Source organism: Ramlibacter sp. AN1015 (assembly GCF_037726105.1).
GTDB lineage: Bacteria > Pseudomonadota > Gammaproteobacteria > Burkholderiales > Burkholderiaceae_C > Ramlibacter.
On record NZ_JBBJUM010000017.1, the window covers coordinates 52,811 to 71,136 of the forward strand.

The 18,326-nt window shown below is 67.3% G+C and carries 18 protein-coding genes; 6 read left to right on the plus strand and 12 right to left on the minus strand.

Annotation, left to right across the window (positions count from 1 at the left end; genetic code table 11):
• Window positions 1-304: 304 nt before the first annotated feature.
• The 3 genes from WG922_RS20160 to WG922_RS20170 all read right to left on the minus strand — a co-directional run bounded on the left by WG922_RS20160 (window position 305) and on the right by WG922_RS20170 (window position 5,386).
• Window positions 305-1,435, minus strand: a complete 1,131-nt coding sequence (locus tag WG922_RS20160; protein ID WP_340284780.1) for a low temperature requirement protein A — start codon at window positions 1,433-1,435, stop codon at window positions 305-307.
• 420 nt (window positions 1,436-1,855) lie between these two features.
• On the minus strand, window positions 1,856-4,519 hold the full coding sequence (locus WG922_RS20165) for an excinuclease ABC subunit UvrA (protein ID WP_340284782.1): 2,664 nt from the start codon (window positions 4,517-4,519) through the stop codon (window positions 1,856-1,858).
• A 240-nt stretch (window positions 4,520-4,759) separates the two neighbouring features.
• A complete protein-coding gene (locus WG922_RS20170) occupies window positions 4,760-5,386 on the minus strand; it encodes a hypothetical protein (protein WP_340284784.1) in 627 nt (208 codons plus the stop codon).
• On the opposite strand from WG922_RS20170, the gene WG922_RS20175 reads away from it, so the two are divergent.
• Window positions 5,385-6,266, plus strand: a complete 882-nt coding sequence (locus tag WG922_RS20175) for a patatin-like phospholipase family protein (protein WP_340284786.1) — start codon at window positions 5,385-5,387, stop codon at window positions 6,264-6,266. The genes WG922_RS20170 and WG922_RS20175 overlap by 2 nt on opposite strands.
• 551 nt (window positions 6,267-6,817) lie before the next feature.
• Here the strand turns inward: WG922_RS20175 and WG922_RS20180 are convergent.
• Together WG922_RS20180 and WG922_RS20185 are read right to left on the minus strand one after the other, a co-directional pair.
• The gene (locus tag WG922_RS20180; protein ID WP_340284787.1) at window positions 6,818-6,943 is read right to left on the minus strand and encodes a hypothetical protein; all 126 of its coding nucleotides are present in this window, start codon (window positions 6,941-6,943) and stop codon (window positions 6,818-6,820) included.
• 55 nt (window positions 6,944-6,998) lie between these two features.
• Window positions 6,999-7,574 (minus strand): hypothetical protein, encoded by a 576-nt coding sequence (locus WG922_RS20185; RefSeq protein ID WP_340284789.1) that lies wholly within the window; start codon window positions 7,572-7,574, stop codon window positions 6,999-7,001.
• 167 nt (window positions 7,575-7,741) lie between these two features.
• On the opposite strand from WG922_RS20185, the gene WG922_RS20190 reads away from it, so the two are divergent.
• Entirely contained in the window at window positions 7,742-8,119 is a 378-nt protein-coding gene (locus WG922_RS20190) for a nuclear transport factor 2 family protein (RefSeq protein ID WP_340284790.1), read from the plus strand.
• 188 nt (window positions 8,120-8,307) lie between these two features.
• Here WG922_RS20190 and katG read toward each other — a convergent pair whose 3' ends face one another.
• From katG to WG922_RS20210, 4 genes are all read right to left on the minus strand, one after another.
• Window positions 8,308-10,497, minus strand: coding sequence for a catalase/peroxidase HPI (gene katG, locus WG922_RS20195; RefSeq protein ID WP_340284791.1), 2,190 nt, complete (start codon window positions 10,495-10,497; stop codon window positions 8,308-8,310).
• Window positions 10,498-10,725: 228 nt separating this feature from the next.
• Window positions 10,726-11,559 carry an HpcH/HpaI aldolase/citrate lyase family protein gene (locus tag WG922_RS20200; RefSeq protein ID WP_340284793.1) on the minus strand — a complete coding sequence of 278 codons (834 nt, stop codon included), beginning with the start codon at window positions 11,557-11,559 and terminating at the stop codon, window positions 10,726-10,728.
• Window positions 11,559-12,791 (minus strand): CaiB/BaiF CoA transferase family protein, encoded by a 1,233-nt coding sequence (locus WG922_RS20205; protein WP_340284794.1) that lies wholly within the window; start codon window positions 12,789-12,791, stop codon window positions 11,559-11,561. The genes WG922_RS20200 and WG922_RS20205 overlap by 1 nt, the downstream gene beginning before the upstream one ends.
• A 2-nt stretch (window positions 12,792-12,793) precedes the next feature.
• Complete coding sequence (locus tag WG922_RS20210) at window positions 12,794-13,768, minus strand: Bug family tripartite tricarboxylate transporter substrate binding protein (RefSeq protein ID WP_340284796.1); 975 nt, start codon at window positions 13,766-13,768, stop codon at window positions 12,794-12,796.
• Between the two features lie 78 nt (window positions 13,769-13,846).
• On the opposite strand from WG922_RS20210, the gene WG922_RS20215 reads away from it, so the two are divergent.
• Window positions 13,847-14,347 (plus strand): MarR family winged helix-turn-helix transcriptional regulator, encoded by a 501-nt coding sequence (locus tag WG922_RS20215; protein WP_340284798.1) that lies wholly within the window; start codon window positions 13,847-13,849, stop codon window positions 14,345-14,347.
• Between the two features lie 209 nt (window positions 14,348-14,556).
• Here the strand turns inward: WG922_RS20215 and WG922_RS20220 are convergent, their stop codons facing one another.
• Window positions 14,557-14,703, minus strand: a complete 147-nt coding sequence (locus WG922_RS20220; protein WP_340284800.1) for a hypothetical protein — start codon at window positions 14,701-14,703, stop codon at window positions 14,557-14,559.
• Window positions 14,704-14,932: 229 nt separating this feature from the next.
• Here WG922_RS20220 and WG922_RS20225 point away from each other — a divergent pair, with 229 nt between their 5' ends.
• Together WG922_RS20225 and WG922_RS20230 are read left to right on the plus strand one after the other, a co-directional pair.
• Window positions 14,933-15,643, plus strand: a complete 711-nt coding sequence (locus WG922_RS20225) for a hypothetical protein (RefSeq protein ID WP_340284802.1) — start codon at window positions 14,933-14,935, stop codon at window positions 15,641-15,643.
• A gap of 8 nt (window positions 15,644-15,651) precedes the next feature.
• Complete coding sequence (locus WG922_RS20230; RefSeq protein WP_340284803.1) at window positions 15,652-16,608, plus strand: polyprenyl synthetase family protein; 957 nt, start codon at window positions 15,652-15,654, stop codon at window positions 16,606-16,608.
• On the opposite strand, the gene WG922_RS20235 is transcribed toward WG922_RS20230, so the two are convergent.
• Entirely contained in the window at window positions 16,586-17,290 is a 705-nt protein-coding gene (locus WG922_RS20235) for a class I SAM-dependent methyltransferase (RefSeq protein WP_340284805.1), read from the minus strand. The two genes, WG922_RS20230 and WG922_RS20235, sit on opposite strands and share 23 nt — an antisense overlap.
• Window positions 17,291-17,652: 362 nt before the next feature.
• On the opposite strand from WG922_RS20235, the gene WG922_RS20240 reads away from it, so the two are divergent.
• On the plus strand, window positions 17,653-17,970 hold the full coding sequence (locus WG922_RS20240; protein ID WP_340284806.1) for a hypothetical protein: 318 nt from the start codon (window positions 17,653-17,655) through the stop codon (window positions 17,968-17,970).
• 130 nt (window positions 17,971-18,100) lie between these two features.
• On the opposite strand, the gene WG922_RS20245 is transcribed toward WG922_RS20240, so the two are convergent.
• The gene (locus WG922_RS20245) at window positions 18,101-18,292 is read right to left on the minus strand and encodes a hypothetical protein (protein ID WP_340284807.1); all 192 of its coding nucleotides are present in this window, start codon (window positions 18,290-18,292) and stop codon (window positions 18,101-18,103) included.
• Between the last annotated feature and the right edge of the window lie 34 nt (window positions 18,293-18,326).

Here is an 18,326-nt window from a genome sequence, read left to right on the forward strand (position 1 = left end):
GGCCCAGCAGTTCGCCCAACTACGCTTCTGCACACCATCTGCACGCTGCAAAACACGCTGGCCGAAGGCCGCTCCCTCCGACGCTTCCACCAGTTTTCAGACTTGGCTGATGTACTGCAGGGCAGCGGCGACGGATTCGATCAGGCCGGCGGACTTGATTGTGCTCGGCATGGTTTTGGAAAGGTGACGGAAGGACCTGGGCGGATTGTCCCAAAACGCTGTTGAGGTGCCTTCCGCGAAACGGCCGCCCCGCCGCTTGTCCTGGCCAAGCGCAGCATCCTGGAGGTGCTGCGCATGAAGCGGCTCAGGTCGGCACTTCCTCGCCGCCCAACAGGTGGCGGTAGCGCAGGTTGAGCAGCACGTAGCAGATCATCGTGGCCGTCATCCCCACCAGAATGGCCTCGGGCTCGAGCGGCAACATCAGCACGAGTGTTGTCAGGGCAAAAACGGCGGCGGTATTGGTCACCAGGTACGTCCGCAGCTCCGGGACCTCCATGTAGTAGCCGTACTGCTTGCCCAGGAAGAACAGCACTGTGCCGATGGCGGCAAGTTGACGGAAGTCGTCCTGGTCGAGGTCGCCCAGGATCGCATGCCGGATCAGCGAGGCGAGGATCGCCAGGCCGATCAACACGAAAAAGTGCGAGTAGAGGATCGAATGCCCGGTGGTGAGCTTGCGCTGTTCCAGCAGGTGGAAGCTGTCGAAGTAGATCCACCAGATGGCCGACACCATGACGAATCCGCTGACGGCGGCGACGATGTTGGACGGGTCCCAGGTGATGCCCGCAAGTGCCGCGGTAATGCTGATCACGGACTCGCCCAGCATGATGATGGTCAGCAGGCCGATTCTCTCGATCAGGTGCGGCGTGTGCGCCGGCACGACCTGCAACCGCTGGTTCAGCAGCACCAGGGCCGCCATGTCGAACACGATCCCCCCATGGAAGACCAGGTAGCTCCAAGGCGGCTCCAGAAGGACGGATGAAAGGCTGATCGCGGCGCCAACGGCGAACACGGCGCTCACCGTCGTCGTGATGCCCCCCCGGTCGTGGTGCTTGCGCTTGGAAACGAGATACATGAGGGCGATGATCAGCCGCGCCCCGCAGTAGCACGCCACGGTCAGCGCGTAGTGGTCCTGCGCGCCGGTCGAGATCTGCGCCGAGATCACGATCAGCAGGAACATGATCAGCAGGGTCGACAGGCGGTGCTGGCGGCTGTCGGTGTCGAAGCGATTGGCGTAGATCGTGTGGCCCGCCCAGATCCACCACAGCGGCAGGAACACCAGCACGAAGTGCAGGAACTGCTCCGCCCCGACGTGGCCGTCGTGCGCGTCGCTCAGGATCTCGCCGGCGCGGCTCACGGCGACGACGAAAATCAGGTCAAAGAACTTCTCCAGCCAGGTTGCTTGCCTGTGCCGATCGAAATATCTCAGGTCCTTCACGGGCCGATCGTAGGCTTTTAAAGGCTGGTCGTGCGCTTGTCGAGGCCTTGCCATGCCCTTTGACCATCCTCCGCGGCCCAAGTTCGCCGCAAGCGCTTACCAAGAGAAGCAAGAGCTCGCAATGCCTCCGCGACGGCCTGCTGCCAGCAGGCAGGTGCGCTTTGCACCAAACGGCAACGCTGGCGCGCATGCTCGCCAGAAGCCGCAACACGACCTTACGGGCGTATCCCAGCCCGTTGCAGAGCATCCCCGCTGCGCCGGATACCCTACGGCCGAGGTGTTCTGGGCCGCGCCCGCGGGTGCGGTTTGCTGATCAAGTACGCGCAGCAAGCAGCAGCGCCGATTCCAGGTGCCCTCCGCAGCCGTGGACAGGTGAGGACCGGCGCTTCCAGCGACCTCGCGACGCTGCTGCGCTCGCGTTCAGACGCGCTGGGCCCATGCCTCCCTCAGGTACGGCGCAGTGCGACTGAGCTTGTTCGCCACGACCGTCTCGACGGTGCCACTCGCGACGATGCGGCCTCCCTCGGCGCCCGCCCCAGGTCCGAGGTCGATGATCCAGTCGCTTTGCGCCATCACGCGGACATCGTGTTCGACCAGCACCACGGTGTTGCGTGCATCGACCAAGGCATGAAGTTGCCGCATGAGGCGGTCCACGTCGGCCGGATGCAGGCCGGTCGTCGGCTCGTCCAGGACGTACAGCGTCGAGCCGCGCTGGGAACGTTGCAGTTCGGTGCCCAGTTTGATGCGCTGGGCCTCGCCGCCCGAGAGCTCGGTGGCAGGCTGTCCCAGGCGCAGGTAGCCCAGCCCGATGTCTTCGAGTACCGACAGGCTTCGCGCAATCGACGGCTGGTCTGCAAAGAACGCCCTGGCAGCCTCGACCGTCAAGCCGAGCACGTCGGCGATCGACTTGCCATTCCACAGGATGCGCAGCGTGGCCTCGTTGTACCGGGCGCCATGGCACTTCGGGCAGGGTGCATAGACGCTGGGCATGAACAGCATCTCCACGCTCACGAAGCCCTCGCCCTCGCAGGTGTCGCAGCGGCCCTTGGCGACGTTGAACGAGAAGCGGCCCGCGTCGTACCTGCGTGCCCTGGCAGCGCGTGTCGATGCGAACAGCTTGCGCACGTCGTCGAACAATCCCGTGTAGGTCGCGAGGTTCGAGCGGGGCGTGCGGCCGATCGGCTTCTGGTCGACCACGACGAGGCGTCGGATGGCGTCCTGGCCGCCCGCCAGGCGACCCGCTGCCAGCATGGGCGAAACCGGGCCTTCGCCCTCGCCATCGCCCTGTTCCTCACGCGCCACTTCCTGGCCGAGATGGGCCGACACCAGGTCGACCAGGGCATGGCTCACCAGGCTCGACTTGCCCGATCCGGACACGCCCGTCACCGTCGTCAAGGCACCGATGGGGAAGGCGGCGTCGACGCCGTGGAGGTTGTTGTGCCGGATCCCCTCCAGCCGGAGGTAGTCCCGGGCCACGCGGGCCTGCGCGCGCGCGTCGCGCGCGGCAGGCGCCGCGCCGAACAGGTAGCGCGCCGTGTGGGAAGCGGTCACGTCCTGCAGGCCTTCCGGCGGGCCGCTGTAGAGGATGCGGCCGCCTTTTTCGCCGGCGTCGGGGCCGACGTCCACCAGCCAGTCCGCGCGCCGGATCAAATGCAGGTCGTGCTCGACGACGAACAACGTGTTCCCGGCCTGCTTCAGGGCGTCGAAGGCTGCGTAGAGCGACTCGGCATCGGCGGGGTGGAGGCCTGCGGACGGCTCGTCCAGCACGTACACCACGCCGAACAGGTTCGACCTGATCTGGGTGGCCAGGCGCAGGCGCTGAAGCTCGCCCGGCGACAAGGTCGGCGTACTGCGGTCGAGGGACAGGTACCCGAGTCCGAGGCCGACCAATGTCTCGACGCGCTGCGAGACCGCCGATGCGATGCGCTGCGCCGCGATGCGTTTTTCTTCGGAGAGGTTGGGCGTGCGCCGGACGTCAGGCGACGCGTCATGGGCGGCACCTCCTGCCGAGAGGCGGCGTGCGCGCTCGGCGGCGGCCGAGGCCTTCCTGGCAGCGGCATCGATGGGTGCAGGAAGCCGCTCTTCGTCCATCCTCGCATCCACCGCTGGCCGCAGGATCTCGACAAGCCGCTGCAAAGGCAGGGCGGACATCTCGGCCAGGTCCAGGTCGGCAAACTTCACGGACAGGGATTCGCGCTTGAGCCGCTTGCCCTTGCACTGCGGGCACAGGCTCGGGCGCATGAAGCGCGAGACGCGCCTTTTCATCTGTGCGCTTTGCGTGGTCGCGAACGTGTGCAGGACGTACCTTCGAGCGCCCATGAAAGTGCCCTGGTAGCTCGGCGCGAGCCCGCTGGCAAGCGCTTCCCGCGTTTCCTCGGGACTGAAGCCTGCATAGACCGGCACCGTGGGTTGTTCTTCCGTGTACAGGATCCAGTCGCGCGTCTTCCGGGGCAGCTTGTGCCACGGCTTGTCGATGTCGTGCCCCAGCGAAACGAGGATGTCGCGCAGGTTCTGGCCATGCCACGCCGGCGGCCATGCAGCCACCGCACGATCGCGGATCGTGAGCGTCGGGTCGGGCACCATGGTTTCTTCGGTCACCTCGAAGACGTGGCCCAGGCCGTGGCAGCCGGGACAAGCGCCTTGCGGGCTGTTCGGCGAAAAGTCTTCCGCGAACAGCATCGGCTGCCCGGGCGGGTAGCTGCCGGCCCGCGAGTACAGCATGCGCAGCAGGCTGGAAAGCGTGGTCACGCTGCCCACCGACGACCTCGCATTGGGGCTTCCGCGCTGCTGGTGCAAGGCGATGGCTGGCGGCAGCCCGTCGATGCTGTCCACCGCCGGCACGCCGACCTGGTCCATCAGGCGACGCGCGTACGGCGCGACCGATTCGAGGTACCGCCGTTGCGCTTCGGCGTAGAGGGTGCCGAACGCCAGCGATGACTTGCCCGACCCCGACACGCCGCTGAAGACGACCAGGGCGTCGCGAGGCACGTCGAGATCGACGTTCTTCAGGTTGTGCTCGCGGGCTCCGCGAACCAGGACGAATCCAGCGGACTTCCTGTCGTTCTGCTTCTTGTCGTTGCGCATCGGCTGATCGCTCCTCACGATGCGGCTGAACCGGTCGCACGAGCCTAGCGGAAAGCCGATGCCGCATTGATAGGAACTGCGCCTTCGTCCTGGTAGTCGTTGTTCTGTTTGAACGCAGCCACAGCCGCAGGTGCGTGCAGGGCAACAGAGGGGAGGACGGGGGCTGGACGATCGCCGCAGGCCATCCGACCCCTGTGCCGCCCATTGCGCCGCCGCTGGTTCACGCCGCCTTCTACCGGTTCACCCCCATCGACGACCCGCAGCGGGCGTACGCGCCGCACGGCAAGCTGTACTACTACCGCAGGGTGCCGGACGAGCGTACACCATGTAGTCGTATGCATGCGGCGAGTTCCAGGTCTTGTCGCCGTCGGCCCTGGCGGATGCTGTATTCGAGGCCACCGAATCCGTCCATGCGCCCACGCGCGGGAAGATGTGCGAAGGCATGTGCTGCGCGTGCGCAGCGGCCGGCGCGATCTTGCTGTAGCGCCGCGCGGCTTCAAGTCCGTGGGCGGCCAAGGGAGGGTAGTCGTAGCTGTGGATCAGGTAGTGCGTCACGCCGGGATGTTCCGGTGCCTTGGCGAAAACCGATTCCAGCTGCTTCGCAGCCTTGAGCTGATTGCCGTACTGCTTGTCAGCCGGGTTGAAGTTGGCGGACAGGACCAGGCTGTACAGGATGGTTGCTTCGGAACCTTCGGGATACCGCGCAGCAACTTCTTGGAGTGCGGCTCCGAGATCCTTGGTAGCGTGGTTGCGCTTTTCGGTGTCCGTGAAGAACACTGTCAGCGCGTCGATGTACCGGGCCCGGCTGCTGCCGAGACCGGTATAGCCACAATAGCCCGGCATATGCAGCAAACGAGGAGGAGCCATGAAGCGCGCTGACAGCGTCGCACCCGCCGACGTGATGTTCGGCAAGCTGGAGGTTCACTACCAGCAACTGAGCTTCGCTGGTGGTGGCCTCCGCTGCTTCTGGCAGGGCGGGGCGCTGGACGCGCTGAAAGTAGTCCGCACCATTGCTCCGGCTCGTGTGGTGGCCGCCAGCGGTGGCGCGCTTTCCGCTGCGTGCTTCATTTCCGGGTGCGGCGAAAAGCTGATCGATGCTTTTTGCGAGCGCCTGCGGCGGCACGACCGCAACGTGTTCCCGGCTGCTGTGCTCGATGGACGCAAGCTCACTCCTCATGAGGCCATTTATCGCGACGTTGTCGCCGACGTGCTCGATCAGCAGGCGTGTGAGGCGGTGGCAGAGGGTCCTCACTTCGAGGTGCTCCTCGCCGAACCGCCCCGCTGGCTACCTGTAGCCGCAAGCGCCGTCCTCACAATAGTCCTGTACGAGGCCGACAAGCACATCCGCTCGACTCCCCACGGGCGTTGGGCTCGGGCTGCCGGCGCACGGGAATTGCGCGTCGATGGCCGCCAGGCTGCGCGGGACGGCTCGCTCGTCGAACTGATCTGCAAGGCCGCGACCATTCCTCCGATCTTCGAGCTGCGCAAGCGCCATGGCCGACCAGTCATCGACGCGGGAACGCTCGACAATGCGCCGCTACCGCAGGGGAACCAGGGCAGTACGCTGGTACTCCTGACGCGGAGCTACCGCAACTTGCCGGAAGTGGAGGGGCGAACCTACCTTTTCCCTTCGGACGCCACCAAGGCTGACAAGCTGGACTTCACGGACGCCGAGTCGCTGCGCGCCACTTACGCGCAGGGTCGGAGGGACATCGGGCAACTGCTTGCACACCTCGGACAAGCGTGAGCAGTGGCAGCAGGCCCGGAGCAGCCTTTTCCGTCCAAATCGCGCATCCGCTTCCCGAAGGTGGCGTAGGAGCGAGGACAGCGAGAGCGCTAGGCCGGCCGCGGGTTCGGGGCAGTAATTGGCAGCGCTCGCTCCTGAGGTGAGTGACAGCATTGCCAGGAAGCCAGGAAGCCAGGAAGCCAGGAAGCCAGGAAGCCAGGAAGCCAGGAAGCCAGGAAGCCAGGAAGCCAGGAAGCCGTGAACGAACGTCTCGCCGAGCATTGGTTCCAGCCTTCAGACTTGAACGACGTTTCCAGGATGCGCCGCGCAAAGCGTCCGGGCTGACGTCTCGGCATATGGCCCCGGGAATGCTGCGGTTCCATGGCGGTCCTCCAATCTCCGGTCGGCCGGCGAAGCCCGGCTCGTTTCACGATCTTAGGGAGGCACTCGGGGGCCGATGACGGATGGAAACCGCAGCCTTCCAATCTACTCCATGTGGATTGCGCGCTCGGAGTGCCGCAGACCGGAAATTTCAGCCGCAAGGCTGCCGGACCGGTGCGAGCTCACACCGCTCATTCCCGCAAGCGCACCGCAACGGCGGAAACATCTTCCCGCTGCTCGGGCGTGATGACCACGGCCTCTTGTTCGTCGATGAGCAGCAGGCGAGGTGGATCGACAAGGTGCAACAGCGCCGCCATGCGATCTTCCGCTTCCGTCAGCTCACGGCAGGCGTCATTGAGTCGTCGGCGCGTCCTATCGGAGACGTCGGCGAACCGTGGAAGGCGACGTCGGCGGGTGAAAAGGCGATCGATTGCCCGCATGCGTCAAGTCCCGGCGAGATGGAATGGCAGGACCGCAAACGCGAGTGCCTGCAGCAGCAGTGAGAGGACGATCAGCCGCAGGGCCCAGGTGCCGGGAACTGGCGGCATTGCCCCGCAGGTATTGATCGTAAGCAACCGCATAGCTTGCGGCCAGGACAGCGCGGAGGCGGGCGCGCGCCTTTGCGGGGTCGGTCACTTGGTCCTTCACGAAATCTTCGAGTCGCGGCGGCTCGTGGTAGACGAACAGCCACTCCGACATGACCACCTGCCAGGCGGAGGGGAACAGCGCCGCGATCGCGGCGGCGCCGAGCACCATGATCGCCACGGTCGATGCTTCTTGCCAGCGGTCCGCGTCGAGGTCGCGGACCAGGCTGCTGAACGCGAACACCGCGAAGGAGATCGCGGCCACCGGCGTGCTGATGCTTCCACGAATCGTCTCGCGGCGAGAGCGTTCGCTCAGGAACATGTGCCGGGCGTGCTCCAGGTGAAGATCGCTCAACTCAGGCATGGCAGTCTTGCGTCGATCTGGTCACCAGGTCCTCCGTTGAAGCGCGTCATTACCCGATGTGGTCGGGATGTGGTCAGCCGGCGGCAGGACCGCGTCATGGCTTCCGGGCAGGATCACCTCGGCCGCAAGCGGCCTGGCAAACTGCCTGGCTGCCCCAGGAGAAGCCGATGCAGCAACGCACGTGTGACCCAGCTGATCGCGCTGACGTAGTCGCGCGCTACGTGGCGGCCTGGGGAGAGGCGGATGAAGCGAAGCGCTCGGCCCTGCTGCGCGCGTCGTGCGAGCCGCACCTCAGGTATTGCGACCCGGGCGTGTTCTTGCAGGATCGCGCAGAGCTCAATGCACACCTGGCCGAGCTGCAGCGCACGTTTCCAGGGTGCCGCGTAGCGCAGGACGGCGAGGTGGAGGCCTACGGCAGCGTCGCCCGCTTCCGTTGGCAGTGGTCGCTGGCGGACGGGACCGTCCGGCGACGCGGGGTGGACTTCGTCCGGTTCTCCGGCGAGGGCCGCCTGGAGGAGGTTGTCGGGTTCTTCGATCCCCTGTGACCTGCGTGCCGGCCAGGACCGGGTCGCGGCGCTGGCTGCGGTGCGCCCCCCCTGCTGCGCTGATGATCTCTAAGCGCGGAGCTGGCAGCATGGCCGCTGCCTCAACTTGTCGCACACACCCGATTCGCCAGCGGAATGGTTGCGAATAGCCCGCAAGCGCCGGCACCCCCGGCACGCCGCCGCCCCGCTCAGCGCCGCAAGTCGAACCTATCCAGCTCCATCACCTTGACCCACGCCTTGACGAAGTCCTGCACGAAGTGCACCTCGCCGTCGGCGGCGGCATAGACCTCCGACAAGGCGCGCAGTTGCGCGTTGCTGCCGAAGATCAGGTCGGCCAGCGTGGCGGTCCAGCGGCGCTCGCCGCTCTTGCGGTCGTTGCCTTCGAAGAGGTGCTGCGATCCATCGACCTTCTTCCACGCGGTGCGCATGTCCAGCAGGTTGCGGAAGAAGTCGGGGGTGAGCGTGCCGGGCCGCGTGGTGAAGACGCCGTGCTTCACGTTTGCGCTGGTGGCGCCGAGGGCGCGCATGCCGCCCACCAGCACCGTCATCTCGGGTGCGGTCAGCATCAGCAGGTTGGCCTTGTCGATCATGCCGTTGGCCACGTGGTTCTCTGCGCCCGGCTTGATGTAGTTGCGGAAGCCGTCGATGGCGGGCTCCAGCACCTCGAACGCGTTGACGTCGGTCTGCTCCAGGCTGGCGTCCGTGCGGCCCGGCCTGAAAGGCACCTGCACGTCGTGGCCCGCACGCTTTGCGGCGGCTTCCACGGCGGCGCAGCCACCCAGCACCAGCAGGTCTGCCAGCGACACCTTCTTGCCGCCCTGCGCGCCAGCATTGAAGTCGTTCCGGATCGCCTCGAGCCGGTCCAGCACCTTCTGCAGTTCCTGCGGGTCGTTGGCTTCGAAGTCCTTCTGCGGCGCCAGTCGCACGCGCGCGCCATTCGCACCGCCGCGCAGGTCGCTGCCGCGGAAGGTCGAGGCAGAGGCCCACGCCGCTTTCACCAGCTCGGTGACCGACAGGCCCGACTCCAGGATCTTCGCTTTCAATGCAGCGGCATCGGCCGCGTCGATCAGCGGGTGGTCCACCGGCGGGACGGGGTCCTGCCACAGCAGATCTTCCTGCGGCACGTACTTGCCGAGATAGCGCGCCTTCGGTCCCATGTCGCGGTGCGTGAGCTTGAACCAGGCGCGCGCGAACGCATCAGCGAACTCTTCGGGATGAGCCAGGAAGTGGCGCGAAATCTTCTCGTAGGCCGGGTCGAAGCGCAGCGCCAGGTCGGCCGTGGTCATCATCGGCTGGTGGAACTTGCCGGGAATGTGCGCGTCGGGCACGTTGGCGCCGCCGTCACCCTTGGGCTTCCACTGGTGCGCGCCCGCGGGGCTCTGGGTCAGCTCCCATTCGTGGCCGAACAGCGTCTCCAGATAGCTCATGTCCCACTTCGTCGGGGTCGCCGTCCAGGCGCCTTCCAGGCCGCTGGTGATGGCGTGCGCGCCAATGCCGCTCTCGAACGCGCTCTTCCAGCCGAGGCCCAGCTCCTCGATGTTGCCGCCCTCGGGCTCGGCGCCGACATGGTGCGCGGGGCCGGCGCCATGGCACTTGCCGAAGGTGTGGCCGCCGGCCACCAGGGCCACGGTCTCGTAATCGTCCATGGCCATGCGGCCGAAGGTCTCGCGGATGTCGCGCGCCGACCCGACCGGATCCGGTTTGCCGTTCGGCCCCTCGGGGTTCACGTAGATCAGGCCCATCTGCACGGCGGCCAGCGGCTTGTTGAGCTCGCGATCGCCCGCGTAGCGCTCGTCGCCCAGCCAGGTGGATTCCGGGCCCCAGTCGATGGGCAGCGGCTCCCAGATGTCTTCGCGGCCGCCGGCGAAGCCGAAGGTCCTGAAGCCCATGGACTCGAGCGACACGTTGCCCGCCAGAATCATCAGGTCGGCCCAGGAGAGCTTCTTGCCGTACTTCTGCTTGATGGGCCAGAGCAGGCGGCGCGCCTTGTCCAGGTTGCCGTTGTCGGGCCAGCTGTTCAGGGGCGCGAAGCGCTGCTCGCCCGAGCGGGCGCCGCCGCGGCCATCGAAGATGCGGTAGGTGCCGGCCGAGTGCCAGGCCATGCGGATGAAGAAGGGTCCGTAGTGTCCGTAGTCGGCGGGCCACCAGTCCTGCGAGTCCGTCATCAGGGCGTGCAGGTCCTTGATGACCGCATCCAGGTCGAGCGACTGGAATTCGCGCTTGTAGTCGAAATCTTCCAGCTCCGGTGCGCCCAGATTCCGGTGCTGGTGCAGTATGGTGAGGTTCAGCTGATCGGGCCACCAGTGCGAATTGTTTCGCGTCTGCTTGGTCTTCTTGTCGTGTGCGACAGGGCACTTGAATTCGGTCTCGGCGCTCATCGGTACGTCTCCTGGTTCGGGTGCGAGGGGGCGAGGGGCGCATCCAGCGATGCAGCCCGCAAACGCCATCCTAAGCACGCCCGCCGTCGGATGTGATTGAGCCTGCTGATCGCAGGTATAGGGCATGTGCTGCAGTCTGTTTCAGCTGCTGCCCCGCGTTCACAGGGTCGAGCAGGCGCGGCGGGGCAGCAGCGAACTGCCCTCCGCCCGCGCCAAGGCAGCGACGTGTCAGACCTTGAGCCAGCGACGTGCGCGCTCGACGATCGGGCGATCGATCATGCGGCCGTCCAGGGTCACGGCGCCGAGGCCCCGGGCGCGGGCCTCCTCGTCCGCCGCGAGCACCTTGCGGGCCCAGGCGAGCTCCTGCGGCGTGGGGCCGAAGCCGGCGTTGGCCACCGGAATCTGGCGCGGGTGGATACAGACGGTGCCGCTGAAGCCGACCGCACGGGCCTGCTTCACGAGCGCAGCGAACCCGTCCATGTCGCTGATTTCCGCGACGCTTCCCGGCAGGCCCCAGGAGGCCAGCCGAAAGGCGCGGGCGCAGTTCGTCACCGCCTGCGCCGCCCACAGCAGCGACTGCGGCTGTGGCTCCACCAGCATCTCGCTGGCATAGTCCTCCGCGCCGAACCCGAGGGCGCACACGCTCTGGTGCGCGGTGGCGATGCTTTCCGCGCGAAGCACCCCCAGCGGTGTCTCGATGAGTGCGGCGATCGGCACTGGTGCAGCACCGGGTGCCTGCCGCTGCGCGAGCAATCGGGCCAGTTCCTGCACCTGCGCGGCTGATTCCACCTTGGGCAGGAGCACCGCCTGCAGGTGGTGCAGGGGCAGGCATTGCACGTCTTCGCGCACGAGCTCCGGCGCTGAATTCACCCGGACCAGCACCCCAGCCTGGCCGACGAGCTGCTCGATCGCCTGCGCGGCCATCTGCCGCGCCGGCGCCTTCCTGTCCATCGGGACAGCGTCTTCCAGGTCCACGATGAGGGCGTCCGCGCCGCGCTGGGCTGCCTTCGCCAGCAGGTGTACCGAGGTTGCGGGAACGAACAGCAGGGACCGCGCATCCATCAGCTGCACCTGAGCGCTCCCCGCGATGCCATCGCGTCGATGTCGGCCGGCGTGCATCCGGCGTGCCGCAGCACCTCTTCGGTGTGCTCGCCGACGCGCGGCGCAGTGTGGCGGATCGCGCCTGGCGTGCCGCTCATGCGGGGCGTCACGTTGTGAACGACGGTACCCTGCGCATCGCCTGCCGGTACGAAGCACTCCCTCGCTACGACGTGCTCGTCCTGCAGCAGCTGGGCCGGGTCGTAGATGGGGCCGACCGTCACACCCTTGGAGCGGAACAGCGCCAGGCATTCGGGGCGGTCGAGTTCCGCGATGGCGGCGGCGATGAGGCTGTCCAGTTCGGCGTCGTTGGCCACACGAGCCGCATTGGTGGCGAAGCGCGGCTCGTTCGCGAGCGCACCCTTGCCGATCGCCTCCAGCACGCGCCGGGCCATGGTGTCGGTCGAGCCGGACATGGCGACCCAGCTGCCGTCGCGGCAGCGATACACGCCGCGGGGCGAGGCGATCTTCACCGACGGCGAAGAGACGCGCCCGGTGGCGGCATAGGCGGTGACGTCGGGCCCCATGACGGCCAGCATCGGCTCGAGCAGCGAGAGGTCGATGACCTGTCCGCGCCCTCCGTTCACCTCGACCTCCCGCACCGCCGCGAGCGTCGCGAATGCGCCCGTCACGCCGCACACCATGTCTGCCAGCGCCATGTTCGGCAGCATCGGGACCCCGCGTGTCGCGTGCTTGTGCGCGAAGCCGGAGAATCCTTCCAGCAGGCTGCCGAAGCCGGGGAGGTCGCGGTACGGTCCGGTCTGTCCCCAGCCGGACAGGCGCACGATGACCAGCTTGGCGTTGACCGCGTGCAGCGTGTCGGGCGCGAAGCCCATTTTCTCGAGGGTTCCCGGGCGGAAGCTCTCCACCAACACCTGGGCCGAAGCGATGAGCCGCTGCAGGACCGCCCGGCACTGGTCGTCGCGCAGGTCGATGGCGAGGCTGCGCTTGTTGCGGCCATACACGCGCCACCACGCGTCCAGGCCTTCGCCAGCTCCGAGGTCCTCCCGCCAGTGGCGCAAGGTGTCGCCCTCGCGCGGCGATTCGACCTTGATCACGTCGGCGCCGAAGTCGGCCAATTGCAGCGACAGCATGTTGCCGGCGACCAGCCGCGACAGGTCGATCACGCGCAGGCCGTGCAGTGGCCCCCCGTGCTGCGCTTGCGGGCCGGAGCCCGCGTCGGTCTGCGGCTGCAAGCTCACTCCACCTTCAGGTCGAGCTCGCGCACCAGGCCCTGCCAGAAGGGGGTGGCCTTGCGCAGTTGCTCCAGGAACTCCGCGTTCGAGATGCGAAGGATGCCCGTTTCGGTGGCAGCGAAGCGCGCGGCGAGTTCCGGGTTCTGCAAAGCCTCCTTGACGGCCTTGTCGAGGCGCGCGGCGGCGTCTTTCGGAACGCCCTTGGGCGCGAACAAGCCACCGATCACCCCGATGGGCTCGCCGGGCAATCCCGCCTCCGCCAGCGTCGGAACATCGGGCAGGGACGCCTCCCGCTTGTCGCCGGTAACGGCGAGCGCACGCAGCTTGCCCGATCGCACATGCGTCATGGCCGCCGTCAGCGAGTCGGTCGCGAACAGCACCTGTCCGCCCATCAGGTCCGTGAGCGCCGCACCGCTGCCCTTGTATGGAACATGCGAGGCCGTCACGCCGGCACGCTTGAGGAAGATCTCAGAGCCGAGGTGGGTCATCGTTCCAATGCCGGCCGACGCATAGGCGCCGGGCTTGGCGCGCAGCGCTTCGACCAGTTCCTTGACCGTCTTCGGAGCGCCCGGCGTGTTGGCGACCAGCAGCGCGAAAGGCGCACGCAAGACCGGCGCGACCGGGTCGAAGTCGTCCAGCGTGTACTTGGCGGAGGCATACAGCGCCGGAACGACCAGCAGCTGCGCGGTGGAGGTGAAGAGCACCGTGTATCCGTCTGCAGGCGCGCGCATGACCGACTGGTGCGCGATGATGCCGCCGGCGCCGGTGCGGTTCTCGACGACGACCGGCTGCCCCAGTGCGGGGGCCATGTACCTGGCCAGCAGCCGGGCGACCACGTCGCTGCCCGAGCCCGTGCCCTGGGGAACCACCAGGACCACCGGTTTGGTGGGCCAGTCGGCCGCAACCGCCGTGAGGGGAAGCCCGAGGGCCAGGCCGAGCGTTGCCGCGATGACGCCGCGGCGGGAAGCAGAATGCATGGGTTGTCTCCTGATGATCAACCATCCTATCCGCTAGTATGTGCTATGGCAACTATTGCAAAAGCAACTAATTCGCCTGTGAAGCCGAAGAAGGCTCGAAGCCGCGCGTCGCTGGCCCAGGTGTCGGCCCACGCGCCGGAGTCCCTGATCACCTATCGCGTTTCCGTTCTGGCGCAAGTGCTGTCGCGGCTGGTGGACGCTTCGGTGCGGGACACGCTGGGCCTGACGAGCCGCCAGTGGCGCGTGCTGGTCATCCTCAATCGGCTGGGAACGTCTTCTTCCGGTGAAGTGGCCCGGACGGCGAACTACGACCACAGCCAGGTCAGTCGCGTGACCTCTGAGCTGGTCGAGAAGGGCGTCATCACGCAGGTGAGCGACCCGGGCGATCGCCGCAAGCAGCTGCTGGCGCTCACGCCTGCGGGCATCGACTTGCTGCGCAACGGCTTGCCCGGTTCGCTGGAGCGTGAAGCGCGGCTGCGCTCGCGCCTGAGCGACGGCGAATACGAGGTGTTCATCCGCGCCCTGAAGGTGCTGGAGGACGAAGCCCTCGAGCTGCTCGGCGAGGTGAAGCCGCGGTGAGCGAAGGCGGGAGGGCCTGGGTGTCGTGCGCAGGGGACCAGCTTCGCCCCTGGACGGCAGGCACGACCGTCGGTGCGCCGCGTGGCGCTCGGGTCGCGTTGCGTCGTGTTGCCGTTGCCTGCGGGGCGTGAGCCGCTCGCAGGCGCCTGGAGATGTCGTGGGTGTGCGTCAGGCCGCCGTGGATCGGGGAGACTGCGCGCGTTCCCGTGTCACTTGTTCTTCAGTTTTCCTTTGGGCAGCACCGCCGTCACGGGAGGCACGGGCCGATCGGAAACGGACGACGACTCGGCGGGGCGAGAGGTGTCCTTCTTCGGCTTTTTCGCCATCTTGTTGCTGCGCTGATCGCCTTTGGCCACGGTGTTCCTTTCGCAAAGCCTCGAGCAATGTAGCAGGACGAAGGGTGGCTCTCGAGCGCTTGCGGCCTTGCGGCACTCCGAGCCGGCGCCTTGCGTGCAGTGGGCGACGTATTCCGGGCAGAGCCCAACTCCCGTGAGTCACTGATCAGGACTTCTGCGGCACGTTCTCGTGCGCTCTGGAACAGAATGGATGCCGCGCCACCACCCGTTGGCACGGAAGGGAGCCACCATGCGGCTGAACGAATGGTTTGTCCCCAGGGTGGGCTCTTCGCGGTTTCGTGCCGCGGTGGGTCTGCTGTTTCTTCCCTATACAGGCATGGTCCTGGCGTTCACGCTGTTCGGCGCGATGCTGGCCGAGGTGGTGCATTGGGACCGGGTCGCAGCGATCCTGGTCATCTATTTCCTCGCTCTCGGGATCGGCGCCCACGCGCTCGACGCACTGGGCAGCCGCGAGGCCAAGCCTTGGGGCGACATGTTTTCGAAGCGGCAGTTGCGGCTGCTGGCGCTGGTGTCGGTCGCCTCGGCCTATGCGATCGCAATGCCCTACATGCTCGGTCCCGCCCCCCTGCTCGCAGGGATCGCCATCGTGGAGGGCTTTTTCCTGCTGGCCTACAACCTCGAGTGGTTCCAGGGCCGCTTCCACACCGACGGCTGGTTCGCTCTGTCCTGGGGCGCGCTGCCCGTGCTGGCGGGCCATGTGCTGCAGACCAATGAGGTCAGCGTGGCGGCACTGCTGGTCGCCGCTGCTGCAGGCGCGCTGAGCCTCGTCGAGATAACGGCGTCCCGGCCGTACAAGCGCCTGAGCAGGGCCGCTGCGAGCGGGGCTGCTTCGGCTACGGAATGTCTTCAGATGCGGCAGCTGGAAAAAATCCTCCAGTCGGTGAGCGTCGGAGTGATCCTTCTGGGGCTGGGCCTCGTCGCCTGGCGCTGGTCGGCGTGAGGCGCCGCATGGATCGATCGAGCCAGGCCGCATTCGACGTCTACTGGCGGTGCGTCCGAGAGCGGCTCGAACACGACTTCGACCGGCGGCTCGCCCAATTTTTCGACGCGATTCCCGCTGCCGACCAATCGGTGGTGCGCGACGTGCTCAGGGGCGGCAAGCGCCTGCGGGGCTGCGTGGTCATCCTCATGAACGAAGCGCTTGGCGGCTCGCCGGGGGCGGCCTTCACCCGCGCATTGGCCGTCGAGTGCGTGCAGGCGGCCTCCCTGATCCATGACGATTTCGTCGATGGAGACACCTCGCGCCGCGACCGCGCCGCCACCTGGACGGTGCTCGGGCCCCGGCGCGCGGTCCTGCTGGGCGACCTCATGTTCGCAACGGCCCTGTCCCGCGCAGCGGAGCTGGGGCGGGAGGACGGCGTGGTCATGGCGCGCGCGATTGCGACCATGGCCGCGGGCGCTTTCCAGGAGCCGCTGGCGACGTCCGATCCCGCGCGGGATGCGGGCCCGCTGGCGGCGCGTCTGTACCCTCGGCTGGTGCATCTCAAGACAGGTGTGCTCTTCGGCGCGGCGGCTCAACTGGGCGCGCTGGCCGCAGAGGTGTCTGCCCCGGTGGCGGCGCACGCCTTCGCGTACGGTGCCTGCATCGGCGAGGCCTACCAGATCGCGGACGACCTGCAGGACTGGCTTGCGGCCCCGCCCACTGCGGCGCAGTGCCCGCTGCTCGCGCCTGCCGTGTGGCACTTCTGCGCTGACGGCGAAGCGGCTGAGCGCTTCGGCGTACCTACGCCCGAGCACGCCGAGCGTTTGCGACCGCTGCTTCGCAATCGGATGGAGGCCGCGATCGGGCACCGGCTGCAGCGAGCCGTCGCCGCCGCCGATCTTCTTGCCAGCGGCCCGCACGTCGGGCTGCTGAGGGCCGCGCCCTACGCGATCGTTCGCGCTATGGCGCGCGGCGGGCCGTGATGAACGCCGATCCGTAGAGAGTCAGGTCCTGCTGACGGATCTCCGTGAACCCCTGCGCCTGCAGCGCGGCAGTCAGCTCCTCGGTCCATCGCGTCTGCTGGATCAGCTCGGGCAGGCCGTGGTAGATCTCGCGCCAGTTCGGGAACCAGCGGCCCCCGACGCGCTGCAGGAGGTAGAAGTACAGGCGCCAGAGCCGCACCAGCTGCGGCTTGGGCGGATACGTGAAGTCATGCATCAGGAGCAGGCCCCCGGGCGCGAGCATGTGCGTGGCGTTGTCCACCAGCCGGGGAATGTCGGCGTACTTCGCCAGGTACGACGACGCGATGCAGTCGAACGGCTCGGGACACTGGTAATCCTCCGCACGGCTCAAGACCAGTTCGACGTTGGCCACGCCGTAGCGGCGCACCTTCTCCCTGGCGATCGAGAGGTACTCGTCGCGCAGTTCGACGCCCACGACCTGGCAGCGGGGCAATTTGCGGGCGATCGCCAGCGTGGATATGCCCGTTCCGCAGGCCAGGTCCGCCACGCGGCGCGATTGGGACGGGATCAAGCTGACGATGCGACGCTTCCACAGCTTGTCGATGCCGAAGGTCGCGGCATTGACCATGAAGTCGTAGCTGTCCCCGGTGCCCTGGAAAAAACGTTCGACCAGGGTAGCGCGTGCGTCTTGTGCATTGGCCATCGCAATCCTCTACGGGAACAGACCTGCTCGCTCATCGCGGCCAGCGGCGCACGCACATCCACAGCTTGTGCGTGCGCCCGGGCCGACGGCGGATTGTCTCTTCGGATCGGAACCCGAGCCAGAGTATTTGTCCGCAGGCCCGCGACTGCTTGCGCGGCGCACCGGGCGGAGGCTGCGGCCGCTGCGCCCGGGTCCGGGCCGCCGCGGCCGTCTCGCTGGCGCAGCCCGAGCGCAGGGACGGCCAGGGCAGGGCTCTCCGGGCGGAGGGGGAGCAGCTTGTTTTCGCACTCAGCGTCGGCGGGGCAGGGCGGCCGTACATGCCAGCACATCCGGCGGGTGCGTTGCTTCGCCACCAGCGCGGCATGGCCGGCGTGCAACATGCCGGGGGCGCCCGCATGGCGGGAGCTGCTGCTCTGCCTTATGCTGCCGCCATGTTGTCCCGTATGAAGTTTTTCGCTTTCCTCGCCCTGGCAGTCCTAGCTGCGGTCGGTGCGTACGATAGCCGCGAATCGGTTCTGAGCAGCTTCTCCTTCGCGCTGGCCTGCGCCGTGTGCCTGGTCATGGCGTTGCGCGAGAAGGCCGGCAAGCGCAAGGCGGACGTGCTGCACGACCCGGCGCTTTCGACGCTAGTTTTTCCGCCGGAGTCGAAGTTCGAGGAGTCGGCGTTTCGCAAGGGTTAGTCGCCCGGCGCGCAGTTGCATCCAACCCGGCATCGCCGCCACGCAGTGGTCGCCTTGCCATCGGTCGGACTTCGACCGTTCACGTCGGAAGCATCCCCGCTTGGAGCTCGTGCACTCCTTCCGGCCCCGGTCACCGGGCAGGGCAGCCGAGTTCGCGGGCCCACTGCTCGAGCTCACGCGACTTCTGGTGCTGCCAGCGCTCGAACTGGACCAGGAGGGCGAGCAGCGTGCCTTGCACCACGCACGGCGTGGCGATCACCGTTGCGTCGCAAGCCCGTCGCGGCGGCGACGCCGCGCGCTCCGCCACGACCGAGCGGTGCATGTCCGCTAATGGCGCGCTGGTCCGGTGCACGCGC